The organism is Sporosarcina sp. JAI121 (assembly GCF_013408665.1).
Classification (GTDB): Bacteria; Bacillota; Bacilli; order Bacillales_A; family Planococcaceae; genus Sporosarcina.
Window position 1 is genome coordinate 1278281 of record NZ_JACCCL010000001.1, and the last position, 13813, is coordinate 1292093.

The 13813-nt window shown below is 41.7% G+C and carries 14 protein-coding genes; 12 read left to right on the forward strand and 2 right to left on the reverse strand.

Annotated elements, in window-relative coordinates:
* Positions 1–139 precede the first annotated feature (139 nt).
* The 6 genes from cax (at position 140) to HDC33_RS05960 (ending at position 6129) form a co-directional block, all read left to right on the forward strand.
* A complete protein-coding gene (gene cax / locus HDC33_RS05935) occupies positions 140–1201 on the forward strand; it encodes a calcium/proton exchanger (RefSeq protein WP_179391570.1) in 1062 nt (353 codons plus the stop codon).
* A 139-nt stretch (positions 1202–1340) separates the two neighbouring features.
* Positions 1341–3014, forward strand: coding sequence for a ribonuclease J (locus HDC33_RS05940; RefSeq protein ID WP_179391571.1), 1674 nt, complete (start codon positions 1341–1343; stop codon positions 3012–3014).
* 242 nt (positions 3015–3256) lie between these two features.
* On the forward strand, positions 3257–4042 hold the full coding sequence (locus HDC33_RS05945) for a formate/nitrite transporter family protein (protein ID WP_179391572.1): 786 nt from the start codon (positions 3257–3259) through the stop codon (positions 4040–4042).
* Positions 4043–4588: 546 nt separating this feature from the next.
* Positions 4589–5014: a hypothetical protein gene (locus HDC33_RS05950; RefSeq protein WP_179391573.1), complete on the forward strand. Its 426-nt coding sequence runs from the start codon at positions 4589–4591 to the stop codon at positions 5012–5014.
* Positions 5015–5027: 13 nt separating this feature from the next.
* Entirely contained in the window at positions 5028–5504 is a 477-nt protein-coding gene (locus HDC33_RS05955) for a hypothetical protein (RefSeq protein ID WP_179391574.1), read from the forward strand.
* Positions 5505–5634: 130 nt separating this feature from the next.
* A complete protein-coding gene (locus HDC33_RS05960; protein WP_179391575.1) occupies positions 5635–6129 on the forward strand; it encodes a DinB family protein in 495 nt (164 codons plus the stop codon).
* Positions 6130–6287: 158 nt separating this feature from the next.
* On the opposite strand, the gene HDC33_RS05965 is transcribed toward HDC33_RS05960, so the two are convergent.
* On the reverse strand, positions 6288–6560 hold the full coding sequence (locus tag HDC33_RS05965; protein ID WP_179391576.1) for an alpha/beta-type small acid-soluble spore protein: 273 nt from the start codon (positions 6558–6560) through the stop codon (positions 6288–6290).
* 291 nt (positions 6561–6851) lie between these two features.
* Between HDC33_RS05965 and HDC33_RS05970 the strand changes: the two genes are divergently transcribed.
* Positions 6852–7646 carry a VLRF1 family aeRF1-type release factor gene (locus HDC33_RS05970; RefSeq protein WP_179391577.1) on the forward strand — a complete coding sequence of 265 codons (795 nt, stop codon included), beginning with the start codon at positions 6852–6854 and terminating at the stop codon, positions 7644–7646.
* A gap of 243 nt (positions 7647–7889) precedes the next feature.
* Positions 7890–9710: a LysM peptidoglycan-binding domain-containing protein gene (locus tag HDC33_RS05975; RefSeq protein ID WP_179391578.1), complete on the forward strand. Its 1821-nt coding sequence runs from the start codon at positions 7890–7892 to the stop codon at positions 9708–9710.
* 57 nt (positions 9711–9767) lie between these two features.
* Here the strand turns inward: HDC33_RS05975 and HDC33_RS05980 are convergent, their stop codons facing one another.
* On the reverse strand, positions 9768–9971 hold the full coding sequence (locus tag HDC33_RS05980; RefSeq protein ID WP_179391579.1) for a hypothetical protein: 204 nt from the start codon (positions 9969–9971) through the stop codon (positions 9768–9770).
* A 364-nt stretch (positions 9972–10335) separates the two neighbouring features.
* Here HDC33_RS05980 and HDC33_RS05985 point away from each other — a divergent pair, with 364 nt between their 5' ends.
* The 4 genes from HDC33_RS05985 (at position 10336) to HDC33_RS06000 (ending at position 13667) form a co-directional block, all read left to right on the forward strand.
* On the forward strand, positions 10336–10500 hold the full coding sequence (locus HDC33_RS05985; protein WP_370457411.1) for an aspartyl-phosphate phosphatase Spo0E family protein: 165 nt from the start codon (positions 10336–10338) through the stop codon (positions 10498–10500).
* A gap of 313 nt (positions 10501–10813) precedes the next feature.
* Positions 10814–11824, forward strand: a complete 1011-nt coding sequence (locus tag HDC33_RS05990) for an ABC transporter substrate-binding protein (protein WP_179391581.1) — start codon at positions 10814–10816, stop codon at positions 11822–11824.
* Positions 11825–11842: 18 nt separating this feature from the next.
* Complete coding sequence (locus HDC33_RS05995; RefSeq protein WP_179391582.1) at positions 11843–12892, forward strand: ABC transporter permease; 1050 nt, start codon at positions 11843–11845, stop codon at positions 12890–12892.
* Positions 12870–13667: an ABC transporter ATP-binding protein gene (locus HDC33_RS06000; RefSeq protein ID WP_179391583.1), complete on the forward strand. Its 798-nt coding sequence runs from the start codon at positions 12870–12872 to the stop codon at positions 13665–13667. The genes HDC33_RS05995 and HDC33_RS06000 overlap by 23 nt, the downstream gene beginning before the upstream one ends.
* Positions 13668–13813: the final 146 nt, after the last annotated feature.

The following is a 13813-nucleotide window of genomic DNA, read 5'->3' on the forward strand; positions in this document are numbered from 1 at the left end:
TTCGACAATTGCATAGAAAAAAACAAAAACCAACCGTTAGCAATACCTTCGGTTGGTTTTTTCAGGCTGTACTTTACGTTTGTAAGTACTTTTGAAGGGAAAGATATGGAAAAGGTTTTTATTATCAAAAGAGGTGAGTTTGTTGAATCGATTATTTGCCATTTTAGTATTCGCCGGTGTCCCGCTCGTGCTTGCCGGTGCATTCTTGAACTGGTCGGACATGATAATGTTCGTCCTATGCTGTATAAGCATCATCGGGCTTTCGGGATACATAGGCCGCGCGACGGAAAGCCTTGCAATCGTTAGCGGGCCGAGGATTGGCGGGCTATTGAACGCCACTTTCGGCAACGCCGTCGAACTCATCATTTCAATATTTACATTGAAGGCGGGAATGGTCGGCATCGTCTTGGCATCGCTAACGGGCTCCGTACTTGGAAATCTTTTGCTCGTGCTCGGGCTTTCCTTTTTTGCGGGAGGCATTAAATTCAAACGCCAAAATTTCAGTCTCCTTGATGCGCGCTACAATTCAGGATTGCTGATTTTCGCTGTTATCGTAGCATTCGTCATTCCCGAGATATTCTCCATGTCGATGGATGAACAAACAACACTCAACTTAAGTATTGGCATCGCGGTTATACTAATCATCCTCTATCTTGCCGGACTGTTCTTCAAACTTGTCACACATCGCGGCGTATTTGCCTCCTCAGATAAGAACGTGGATGAAGAGGAGGAGGAAACGCCTGAGTGGACAAAGCGCAAGTCGATTCTTGTCCTTCTGTTGGCAACAGTTACGGTTGCTTTCGTATCGGAGCAACTGGTTCATACATTTGAAATGCTCGGTGAAAAATTCGGATGGACGGAGTTGTTCATCGGTGTCATTATCGTCGCGATTGTCGGAAATGCGGCGGAGCACGTATCTGCTATTACGTTGGCGGTCAAAAATAAAATGGATGTGTCTGTGGAGTTAGCAGTCGGTTCCACGTTGCAGGTCGCCATGTTCGTTGCGCCGATTCTCGTCCTAGTTTCACTCATAATGCCGGAACCGATGGCACTTGTTTTCACGGTCCCTGAGCTGGTCGCAATGGTAGCCGCATCATTGCTTGTCATCAATCTTTGTAATGATGGCGAATCGAATTGGTTCGAGGGTCTGATTCTATTCGCTGCTTATCTGATTATGGGAATCGGCTTTTATTTCCTCTAAATGTCCGCCGAAAGCTGTAAACGGTAATGGTACTAAAAAATATCAAATCATCCTGTTTTCTCACTTAGAACCCAATTTCATAAAAAATTTCTTTACGGGCATACTTTGAGTATTAATTCAAAGTAGGAGGATTTTAAATTTGAATAACACTGAAAATAAATTATCAGTTTTTGCGCTAGGCGGCATTAACGAAATCGGGAAAAATATGTATGTATTACAATATGAAGACGATCTCATAATAATCGACTGTGGTGCTAAGTTCCCGGATGAAAGTCTGCTGGGAATCGATTTGATTATCCAAGATATTTCTTACTTACAGAAAAATAAGGATAAAATACGGGCATTGGTTGTTACACATGGACATGAAGATCATATTGGAGGCATTCCTTACTTTTTGAAGCAATTAAATGTGCCGATTTACGCAACACGATTAACACTAGGTTTAATTGAACTTAAGCTAAAGGAACATGGGCTTCTGAGGCAAACCGAGCTGGTACTGATAAATTCCGATTCTGATTTGGAGTTTGGAACGGTGAGAGTGACGTTTTTCAAAACAAGCCACAGTATTCCCGATTGTCTAGGTATTGTATTTCATACACCGGAGGGTGCAGTTGTACATACCGGTGATTTTAAATTCGATTTAACTCCTATTAATAAAGACTATCCAGATATTTATAAAATGGCTGAAGTAGGAAATAACGGTGTATTGCTTCTATTATCGGAAAGCACGAATGCGGAACGTCCCGGCTTTAATCCATCTGAACTACTTGTAGGCGGGCATATTGAAGAAGCATTCCGAAAAGCTCGCCGGAAAGTGTTTATCTCTACTTTTGCTTCCAACGTCCATCGGGTTCAGCAAGTGGTGGATGCGGCACAAAAAACAAACCGCAAGCTTGCGTTACTTGGGCGAAGTATGGTGAATGTTGTAGCGGTTGCATCGGAACTTGGGTATTTGAAGATTCCTGAGGGTATGCTGATCGAGAAAAATGAGGTCAGGGGAATGGATCCGGAACGTGTCGCCATTCTTTGTACGGGAAGTCAAGGGGAGCCGATGGCAGCACTGTCCCGTTTGTCTAGCGGAAATTTTCGTGATGTACAAGTCCATCCTGAAGATACGGTTATCTTTGCTTCGTCGCCAATTCCAGGAAACGAAAAAAGTGTCTCGCGTATTGTCGATAATTTATTCCATCTAGGAGCCAAAGTAATCTATGGATCTGCAAGCACTACCGGTATGCATGTATCAGGACATGCATGCCAAGAAGAATTGAAACTAATGTTGACCTTAATGAAACCAAAATATTTCATCCCTATCCACGGTGAATATAGAATGCTTCAGCAGCACCGTATATTAGCTGAGTCTGTTGGGGTAGAAAGTGATAATATTTTTATCATCAACAATGGAGATGTTGTCGATATTAATAATCAAGTCGCCCGCCAAACACGAAAAGTGCAATCAGGGAACCTTTTTGTGGACGGACTGGGTATTGGCGATGTTGGAAAAATCGTCTTGCGCGACCGGAAACTTCTTTCCGAAGAGGGCATGCTGGTCATTGTTATTACCTTAGGTAAAACGGATGGAAAACTAATATCCGATCCGGATACAATATCCCGCGGATTTGTGTATAGTAGCAATTCGGAGGAACTGTTGAATGAAGTGAATCAGTTGGTCATCAAGACCATAAATGAATTGCAAGGCGTCAATGAGAATCAAAGAATCAATTTAAAACAACATCTTAAAAAATCGATTGAAACGCTTTTATTTACCCGGACAAAAAGGAGGCCGATGATTCTTCCAGTCATTATTGAAATTTAACATTAACCTATGTTAAAGAGTGAACTCCTTGAAAGTATAGGGGGTTCCCTCTTTTTTTTGATATTTTAAAACCGATTACTGTTCCGGAATTCCTCTGGCTTTTAGGAAAGTGTCCACCTGCAAATTGCCATAGAAGTACCACGTCTCCGGGATTAGTAGTATATTTATATATACATGGACTCTTAAAAGATATGGAGTATCCAAATCAAAACTATATTTATAGTAGCTGCTGGAGGAAAAAGATGAAAGCAACAATCGCTGTTTTGGGTGATACAGCCGTTTCAAAAGTGAATCAATTACAGACGAGTAAAAGTAGATACCTTACATTGACAATGATGGCGGGGTTTTTCCTTGGATTTGGGATCATTCTTATTTTTACGATAGGTGGTTTGCTAGGACCTACTAACTTTGCAGGAACGAAATTAATAATGGGCATTACATTTGGAATTGCGTTAAGTTTGGTTTTGATGGCCGGAGCAGATCTCTTCACAAGTAATAATATGATCATGACCATTGGTACGTTGACGAAGAAAACGACTTGGTATGAAACTATACAAATTTGGACATTCAGCTATTTGGGCAACTTTGCCGGAGCGATTCTCGTTGCCGCACTTTTTTTCTATTCGGGTCTGGCTTCAGGCGATACGGCAGACTATATCAATACAGCGGCAAGCGCTAAGATGAATACGCCGTTCGTAGAGTTGCTTATTCGCGGAATACTTTGTAATATTCTCGTCTGTTTGGCCGTTTGGTGTGCATTTAAGCTTAAGGAAGAAACCGCAAAATTGATTATGATTTTTTGGTGTTTATTCGCGTTTATCACCTCGGGGTTCGAGCATAGTATCGCAAACATGACCTTGCTTTCCATCGCACTGATGGTTCCTCATCCTGAAACAGTATCATTGGCAGGATTGGCGGCAAACTTAGTGCCCGTGACAATCGGCAATATCATTGGTGGAGCTGTTTTCATTGGCGCTGCATACTGGTTCGCGAATTCCGAAAAGAACTTAGAAATCTCCGAGAAATAACTAAGTGAATGCATTTTCCGCTTTTTGGAGCTTGACAATAGAATTTAGTACATTTTTTAAAGTGATTAATGAATGTACCAATTTCACAATTACTAATTTCAATTGAAAATATGAACATTAACGTATTTTCGCCAACAATTATTCATTTAAATGGATGAGTTCCGTTGATTGTAACGGAAAACGTCCGCCTCTCGTTACAATCAAGCTTGTTCGGATTTTAATACAAAAAATTCTCTATTATGAAATTGACTCGAATGCAAAATTCAATTGGAAGTACCATTACTTAAAACGATTTCTATTTTCGAATTTGCCTTTTAAACATGATCAAGGCCCAGCTTCTCATCCCTAACAAAGGGAAAGAGGCTGGTTTTTACTTATTTATCATTTTGCACGGATTCTTTGAAAAGAATCATTTTGGGCCCTCATTTTGACTAATAATACACTCTGTACCTACTTTTCAATATGACTAAAAATTAGAATTGTATCTAATGTAACGATTCTTTTTACAGGTCCTCTTCATAGAATGTCAAAAGGGGGGGAATCCTTTTGTCGGCTTGGATCTGGGGCTTATTGATTTTTCAATTTATACTTGCGTTTTTCACCTACAAATTTCTATATAGGCGAAGAAAACGGATTTGTTCTCATCTAGGCATGAATGTGGCCATGGTAGCGGGTGGAGGGATGGCACTCGGAACGGGAATTCTTCTGATTTATGAGTTTCCCATCTACTATATGGAGGTTACTGTACTAGCGTCCTTGGCAGGGATGGTGGCGGGAAGTTTATTCGGAGGGATGTTTGACAACCAGACACTGCTAACGGGCTATATTAGCGGTCTGATGACGGGAATGATGGCCCCGATGATCGGAGCGGCGGCGTCTTACAGTGTTGCATTCGCCATCATGATGGAGTTTTTTGTTTTGTGTTCGTTTTTGATGCTGTTTAAAGCGGCGAAATCTGTGCGGAAAACGTAGGGAGAGACGTGAAATGGTCTTATTTGGATCGATTTTGCTTGTGTTAAGTAGTTTGTTGGGCATCTATATGTATGCGCTATTCTATAAATCACGTTACAAAATTAGCAATCGGCTTGGCTTTACTGTGACATTGGCAGCGGGACAGATTACCGGCTTTGTCATTGCGATGATGTTATATTTGATTTTCCCGATGGACTTTTCTATTATCTGTACAGTCAACTTATGGATTGGTATTGTAATAGGCGCTCAATTCGGTTCGATTGTAAGGAAGCAATCGGTGCTTGCGGGTTCTTTTAATGGGGGAGTCGCGGCAGTCATGGGGACGATGGTAGGTACTGTTGCGTTCGCTCCAAGCCTTTGTGGGTTACCCGCCTCGAATATGAGTTTCCAAAATACGGGCATTGCCATTGGGGGTTTTGGATTATTACTGCTTTGTGCCACGACATTGCTGGTCAGATTCTCGGTGATGAATGAAAGGGAATCATCCTAAAATTACTCGGGATTGTTATCAGAAATGATATTATTTTAAGCGATCGCTTGCGAAAAAATAGAAAAGCTTTTATTGTAGGTAAGGAAACAATAACGGAAAAGTTTTTATGGTAATAAAAGGAGAAAATAAAATGGTTTTAGAAAAAAACACTGTTATTCGGAAAGAATTATTTAAAGCGATTGAACCATTGACGGATGAACAGTTCAATAAAATACCCCCGAATGGCGGATGGTCTCCAAAACAAATATTCGAACACCTAGCGCGAATGGAAACAGTGATTGCGACTACTATTGCCAGAGAACTAAAAAATCCCGATAGTCCAAAATCAATGAAGAAACCAATTGCATTATCAACGAATCGCTTAATAAAGGTGGAAGCACCCGGACATACGGCACCGACAAATGAGTATAAATCAAAAATAGAAATGAAAAATGAACTCTATGATTCACGTATCTTCTTACTGGACGTGTATGATTTAAGTACAAAAGACGAACTTCGTGAAAAGTCATTCAAACATCCGATTTTCGGGCAAATACCATTGATTCAATGGTTTCCGTTTGTCGGATTGCATGAAAAACGTCATTTGAAACAATTGAAGAAAACAATTGAAATGGACAAAGAGTGATTTCATCAAACGTAGGACAGGCAGACCATTCACGTGTTATTCCAGTAATTAGACGGGTAGGATTGAGGAATCATCATACAGCGAAGGAGCATCGGGAGAATTCTACCGATGCTCCTTCGCTGTTTTTGAACTGTCGATGCTGAAATTTGGATCGATTTTCACTTCTTTAACATCTGTTCTTGTGCCATCCGAACCATTTCTTTTACCATATTACCACCTATCGGTCCACCGATATTACCCGCCTGTTCCGACGTAAGTTTGCCGTTATATCCTATCGATAATGGAATACCGAGTTCATCTGCGACTTCGTATTTCACCTTGTCGGGATCGGTTGGATTCACATAATAACCTTGTGCTTTCATGACATCCGCTTTCAATTGATCCAACCCCTTACGCGCACCTGGCACTAAAATCCTGTTGTTTTTCGCCATTTTTTCCCCTCCTTCAATGACTAGTGTTTCCTCAAATTGAAAGTTCACTCGGGCAAAATAATTACCAGTAATTTTTTTTAGTAATCGTTGTATGATGGTTGTTTGTACAAAACAACAGCTGTCTTCAAAGTCCGCACATACAGGATTTTGGAGATAGCTTTTCTGCTATTATTCGAAATAAGCAACGTTTAATCCACTAACGAGTTAATGAAAGCGTACTTACAATTCGTTTTAGACTATGCGCATGAGGGTATGCTAATAATGAACTCAATATTAAGGAGGTTACAAATTATGCCATTAAGTAAGGAAATTCAAACTTTAAAAGAATATCAGTGTGATGACCGTTGTGTGTTGAGTGTGTATTTAAACACCAATCCAGGCGATCCGGAGCAGCTAAACGGGGCGTGGAGAATTCATTTGAAGAGTGGATTGAAACGGATAGATGAGTATTTGACGGCCTCCAATGATGAAAAAGAAATAAAAGCATTTAATGAGCTTAAGAAAAAAATTGAAAAAGAAGTCGAGGATCATAAGAATGAACTTAGCAAAGGTGTCGTGATTTTTGCGGCGCTAGACCCGGAATTATGGTCGGTTCACTATGTTCAAGTCCCAGTGAAAACAAGCTTCCACTGGGAGAACAAACCGATGACCGAGGAATTGGAATATATGTACAAAGCATATCCGGAAGCGGGAATTATTTTGCCGAGTTTCGGAGAGGTCCGCATTTTAGACACCGCAATGGGATCTGTCCTTGGTGAAATGACGTACGAATTCGATCCGAATTTAGAAGGATGGGGAGAACGGAATAAAGCTTCCGCTGCGCATAATGTTGGAAATGGAAGCACAAAAGGGGATGCCATCGAACCTCGCTTGAGAGAAAATCTACAGAGGTTCTATAAAGGGATGGGTGAAATTGTTGGAAAACTGAAGAAAGAACGCGGCTGGCATGAAATTCATGTGTCGGGTGAAGCCGATTTGGCAAATGCTTTCGCCGAAACATTGCGAGAAAAACCGGCAAGCTGTATTTATAAAAACTTGAATAACAGTAAACCGAATGATGTGATTCACCAAGTTTTTGAAAAGTAAAAGTGAATAGGCAATACAGGAAAAACGAACCGATCTCTAGTTTACTAGAGACCGGTTCGTTTTTTGTAGTCCTCATTTCGGAAATGATTTTTGAACATACATCCCGCTAGACGAATAACATAGGTAAGGGTAGGTAGGTAGGTAGGTAGGTAGGTAGGTAGGTAGGTAGGTAGGTAAGTGTGATCTGGGTCACGCCTTACTTAAAAGATTACTATGCTTTTAAAATGAAGGGAAGTGCTAGCGGTGCAACTCTTTTATACAGTCCGGCGAGGCGACACGATAAGCCGTATTGCAAAACGATGGGAAATTCCGGTGAAATCCGTTATCGCTGCAAATAACTTGGATGCTCCTTATGTGATATCCATCGGTCAGCAGTTGTCAATCCCCCCCGGTGTTGATAAATACCGGGTGCTGCCAGGGGACTCGGTATATCGAATTTCACAAAATTTTGGTGTGCCGATTTCTGTCATTGCCGAAGCAAATGCCCTTAAGCCCCCATATGTTTTACTGGCGGGGCAGTTATTGACAATCCCTCCCGGTGTTTCTCATTATGTCGTTCAGCCCGGAGATACACTGGTTCAGATAGCCAAACGTTACAATGTGACAACTGCTGGTAAAAGTGAGTCGAAGTTGATTCAACAAGTCAACCAACTGCCTTCTGTGACCATAAAGCCGGGGATGAAGTTAACGATTCCCTATGCACCGCTTGGCGAACGAGGGTTCATTGCGTTTGTTTCTAACCGCGGCGGCAATTATGATGTTTGGGTGTATAATTCACGAAACGGACAAAGTGAAGAACTGACAAATGGGTTGGGCGATGTATTTTCAAAGCCGATTTGGTCACCGGATAGTAGCAGGATTGCATTCGTAGGTAAGAACAGGATTATTTACGTTATTTACGTCCAGACAGGTTTGGTCGCGGGGATTGATCAGTTGGAAGAAGGAGGAGATTTCAGCCTAGATTGGTCGCCTGACAGCAAAGTGTTGGCTTATGCCGCTCGGGGCATCATCATATTATATAACGCTACGCTCCAGGCGGCAAAAAGAATTATGGAACCGGGTGCATCCGATATCAGATGGTTTCCGAGCGGCACGGAATTATTGTTTCAAGCACTGGATGCCTCCGGAATAAGTCAGCTGTACCGTATCAGCACAAATGGAACGGGCAAACATCAATTGACTACAAACAAGGACGGTCCTCTCCATGATATAGCTCTGTCGCCGGATGGTGCCTTTGCTCTTTATACAACGCCGGGCGCAAGTGTTTCGATCATATATACTTTGGAGCTTGCTACAGGTGCCATTCATGAAGTGAAAGGCGGCCCGGATGGAAAAAATTATTTCCCGGAATGGTCGCCGGATTCATCGCGGATTGCCTTCAACTCTACCGCATTCGATGAACAAGGATACTTCTCGCAAATTCGTACAGTTGGACGTCTGGGTGAACGCGAACGAGTGTGGGCGATATCGAATTGCTTCTCGACGCCTGTTACCTGGTCGCCGAATGGCAGAAAAATAGCATATCTTTCCGGATGTAAGGAGCGGGAATTTGCCAATGAGTTGTGGGCGATTGATTTAGGTCATCCGGTTCCAATTCAGCTCCTTGATGGCGTACCTATCCTGTCGTTACAATGGTCGCCGACGCCGGTAATGGATTTAGCAAAAAAAGAATTTACAAGCGAGAAATTTGACGTTAACTTTCAATATCCGGCAAGTTGGCAAAGCGTGAACGAGGAACGATATGAAGGCAGTGATGGATTTTTTCAATTATCAGCCCTTTTTGGAACGGATACGATGGAGCAGATTTGCCATGATGAAGCATTTCACCAGTTAAATCCTTATGGTTCGGCCCCGCAAATATTAATTTCGTCAAAACCATATATACAATCGTGCACCATATTGCCATCTTCAGACCAGCCGTCCGAAATGAAAGGGCAGGCGGCATTTATAGCTAAGTATCCGACACCGATCTCGATTAATGGGATAACTTACAATTATTTTATCTTATGGGCAGACAAGGAGCATATTCATGAGATATCCTCAACGATACTTTTTTTACCGTAAAGCGCTTCAAATAGACAGAAACCACCAAGTCGATTACCCCTGGTGGTTTTAACTTGGTTATTTATAAGTCTTATCCGATTGGCTAACTTCCCGTTGATTGTTGGAAGACATTGGTCCATGCTTCGGATTCAGATTGCCGAGTTCGGCTAATTCCAAAGAAATTTCTTCTTTCATGGCCCCTGTTTTTGCATTCGCTTTACGTTCTGCCTGTGACAAAAAAGCCGTATCTTGGGCAGATCCTTTGCTAATACCTTTACCCATTTATAAAACCTCCAATTCCTCTTTTATGTTTCGACATTAATATGGCTCGGCAAGCCGATTTCGATGCGCGGATTCGACGAATTAATAATTCCGAATGATGAAACTGTGTAAAGAGACTCAAATTAGTACAATAAAGTATAAAGGTCGATTAGATTTTCGGTATTAATTGGAAAAGAACTCATTATTAATCAACCATTCCATCAAGTATACCAACCGTTTGTGACAAATTTGTGAATTGATGCTATTTTTGCATAATCCGACACCTTTTTCAATCCAGCTGTTGTAGACTGAAATAGTTGCTTCAAGACATGCCAGATAATAACCTCAAGATATGAAGCCGAATATATCGTATGGAGGCAGATTCGTGAACAAGCTATTGAATGAAAAAATGTTGTTGGCTCAAATAGGCATTAAGAGGAAAATTATGTATAGGAGAGCAAAAACTTTCGGATTTACAGATCCAAGGGTTGTAGAATGCAGTCAAGAATTGGATGTACTAATTAATAAATATCATAAAAAAGTTGCATGATTAAAAATTCCATTGTCACTTTTGATGCCATCCCATAAAGAACGATCAGCTCTCCATAATTGGGAACTGGTCGTTTTTTATTGATAGGATATGGCGAAAAATCTCAATTTATTCAGCGCATGTTTATACAAATAATGAAGTAAGAATTCTTTTTAATGAAATTTTAACTCAATTGGAAATGTAAGTGCTTCAGTGTTCAGAAAAATATAAATCTTATTGACTAACATGCGCGAACAGTGTACTATTACGAATAATTATTGCCGTAGAAAGAGTGTTCAAAAAGAAGGCAATAATGAAAAAAGGGGGAGTTTAAATGAAGAGAAATTGGATGGCGTATGCAGTGGCATTAGTATGTGTCCTATTCGTCCTAGCAGCATGTGGTAAAGGTGAGGATAAAGCCCCTACAACGTCAAATGACGATAAAAAGACAGGGACGACTGAAGAGACGGAAAAATATAAAATAGGAGTGACACAAATCGTGGAGCATCCATCTTTAAACGCCGCTTATGATGGCTTTAAGAAAGCGATAGAAGATGCAGGACTCGATGTTGAATATGATGTGCAAAATGCGCAGAACGATAACAGTGTGAATACGACGATCGCCAATAACCTGGCCGGTTCAGGCGTAGACCTAATTTTTGCGAACTCGACACCGAGCGCACAGGCTGTTGCCGCTGTAACGCAAGACATTCCAGTTGTTTTTACATCCGTTACGGATGCTGTGACTGCTGAACTCGTTGCTTCCATGGAAAGTCCTGGAGCAAATTTGACGGGTACGATTGACAATCACCCTGACGCGATTCCGAATACGATGAAACTCCTTCAAGAAATGGGAGCCAAGAATGTTGGAATGGTATTTAACGCTGGAGAGCAGAACTCCCGTGCTCAAGTGGACGCAGTTAAAGAGTTATTAAAAGATATGGATATGAAAGTAGAGGAAGCGGCTGTTGCGACGTCCGCGGATGTGAAACAGGCTGCCGAATCATTGATCGGTAAAGTGGATGCGTTCTACATTATTACAGATAACACAGTTGTTTCTGCACTGGAATCTGTCATTGACGTAGCGAATGAAAATAAAATCCCGATGATGGTAGGGGAATTCGATTCTGTAAAACGCGGCGGTTTAGCAGCGTACGGCTTCGAATATTATGATATCGGCTATGAAGCGGGGGAAATGGCAGTGAAGATTCTTAAAGGTGAAAGTGAACCTGCAACTTTGCCTGTACAAGTACCGCAAAACTTGAAACTCATCATGAACAAAGATACTGCTGATGCAATTGAGCTTGATATCAAGGATGAGTGGAATGCTGAATTTAGCGATTAAATTAGGAGATGATTCTATATGTTTACTGCTGTTTTTGGCTCTGTAGAGCAAGGAATCATCTATGCAATTATGGCACTCGGGGTGTACATCACATTCCGAGTGCTGGATTTTCCGGATTTGACAGTTGACGGAAGTTTTGTAACAGGTGCTGCGGTTGCGGCGACAATGATCATTTTTGGCTATCATCCGTTGGCAGCAACTGGTGTAGCGATAGTCATCGGATTCGTTGCGGGATGCTTAACTGGTCTATTGCATACAAAAGGAAAGATAAATCCATTGCTCGCCGGGATTTTGATGATGATAGCACTTTATTCAATCAATTTAAGAATCATGGGACTGACGTCGGAAAATACGGTCGGACGTCCGAATATCCCTTTATTGAATGCCGAAACTTTGTTCAGTAAATTTCATAGCTTTTGGAGTTCACTCGGGATCGATACTACCATCAATCAGTTTTTTGCGATGTTAGGTGTTGAGCATTTGCCTTCAACGTGGGGAACATTATTTTTAATGATTGTAGCTACTTTCCTTATTAAACTCATTGTAGATTGGTTTTTACAAACAGAAATCGGTCTTGCAATAAGGGCGACTGGTGATAATAAAAAAATGATCCGTAGCTTTTCGGCAAATACGGACACGCTTGTTATTCTCGGATTAGGCCTTTCCAATGCGCTTGTCGCATTCGCCGGTGCATTGATCGCCCAGTACTCGAAGTTTTCCGATATCGGTATGGGAATCGGAATGATTATTATAGGACTGGCTTCCGTCATTATCGGAGAAGCGATTTTTGGCACAAAAACAATTATGCGAACAACACTTGCAGTCATTGCGGGTGCGATCATTTATCGAATTGTATTGGGGCTGGCATTGCGAGTGGATTTTCTCGACACGGGGGATATGAAATTGATCACCGCGGTGATAGTTGTTGCAGCACTGATTTTACCGCAACACTTTGAGAAAAGACGTGAAAGAAAGAGGAAATCGAAACGCCAAGTTGAACGTTCAGCATCTTATGCCTCTGTATCGAAAAAGGGAGGTAAAACAATTGTTGAAACTACAACAGATTAACAAAATATTCAATGAGTCGACTCCCGATGAAAAAATCGCGCTAGACCAAATCAACCTGCATTTAAAGCCTGGGGATTTCGTGACCGTCATCGGCAGTAACGGTGCGGGGAAATCAACAATGATGAATATGATTTCAGGAGCATTGACACCGGATTTCGGAGTCATTGAAATCGCTGGTAAAAATGTTGTAAAACTACCCGAATATAAACGTTCTGTTATGATCGGCAGAGTGTTCCAAGATCCCATGGCAGGAACCGCACCATCGATGACAATAGAAGAAAACCTGGCAATGGCCTATTCACGAAATAAAAAACGTGGATTGCGAAAAGGAGTTCACAAGAAACGCCGTGACCTATTTCGGAATTCACTTGAAACGCTTCATCTGAATCTGGAAAATCGGTTGAATGCAAAAGTAGGGATGCTATCCGGCGGTGAGCGTCAAGCGCTCTCCCTCTTAATGGCTACTTTTACGCAACCGTCCATTTTACTTCTGGATGAACATACAGCCGCCCTTGATCCATCGAGAGCGGAATTAATCACGAATTTGACGAAACAGCTCGTGGAACAGGATAAGTTGACGACCCTGATGGTCACGCATAATATGCAGCAGGCGATGGATTTAGGCAACCGTCTCATTATGATGGATAAAGGGCAAATCATCCTAGAGGTGGAAGCGGAAGAGAAGAAGCAATTGACGATTGAAAAGCTGATGGCTGAATTCCAGCGTATCCGCGGCGAAAAGTTAACGAGTGATGCGGCGTTATTGTCCGTGTAACTATGAAAAGGCCTGACTTGTTGTTTGTTCAACAGGTTAGGTCTTTTACTTTGGGGGGACAGCAGATGGTGAAGTTTTGTAGTTGGGATATGATCGGCCATGCTGTACCATCACTTATAAGACATCAAACTCTCCACGATTACAAC

What these genes read in the sequence shown, in the direction of transcription:
- HDC33_RS05965 (WP_179391576.1), bottom strand. Translation starts at nt 6,560, where the DNA reads ATGGCGAAAAACAACAGGATTTTAGTGCCAGGTGCGCGTAAGGGGTTG.
- HDC33_RS05955 (WP_179391574.1), top strand. Translation starts at nt 5,028, where the DNA reads ATGGTCTTATTTGGATCGATTTTGCTTGTGTTAAGTAGTTTGTTGGGC.
- HDC33_RS05990 (WP_179391581.1), top strand. Translation starts at nt 10,814, where the DNA reads ATGAAGAGAAATTGGATGGCGTATGCAGTGGCATTAGTATGTGTCCTA.
- HDC33_RS05995 (WP_179391582.1), top strand. Translation starts at nt 11,843, where the DNA reads ATGTTTACTGCTGTTTTTGGCTCTGTAGAGCAAGGAATCATCTATGCA.
- HDC33_RS05980 (WP_179391579.1), bottom strand. Translation starts at nt 9,971, where the DNA reads ATGGGTAAAGGTATTAGCAAAGGATCTGCCCAAGATACGGCTTTTTTG.
- HDC33_RS05945 (WP_179391572.1), top strand. Translation starts at nt 3,257, where the DNA reads ATGAAAGCAACAATCGCTGTTTTGGGTGATACAGCCGTTTCAAAAGTG.
- HDC33_RS05960 (WP_179391575.1), top strand. Translation starts at nt 5,635, where the DNA reads ATGGTTTTAGAAAAAAACACTGTTATTCGGAAAGAATTATTTAAAGCG.
- HDC33_RS05970 (WP_179391577.1), top strand. Translation starts at nt 6,852, where the DNA reads ATGCCATTAAGTAAGGAAATTCAAACTTTAAAAGAATATCAGTGTGAT.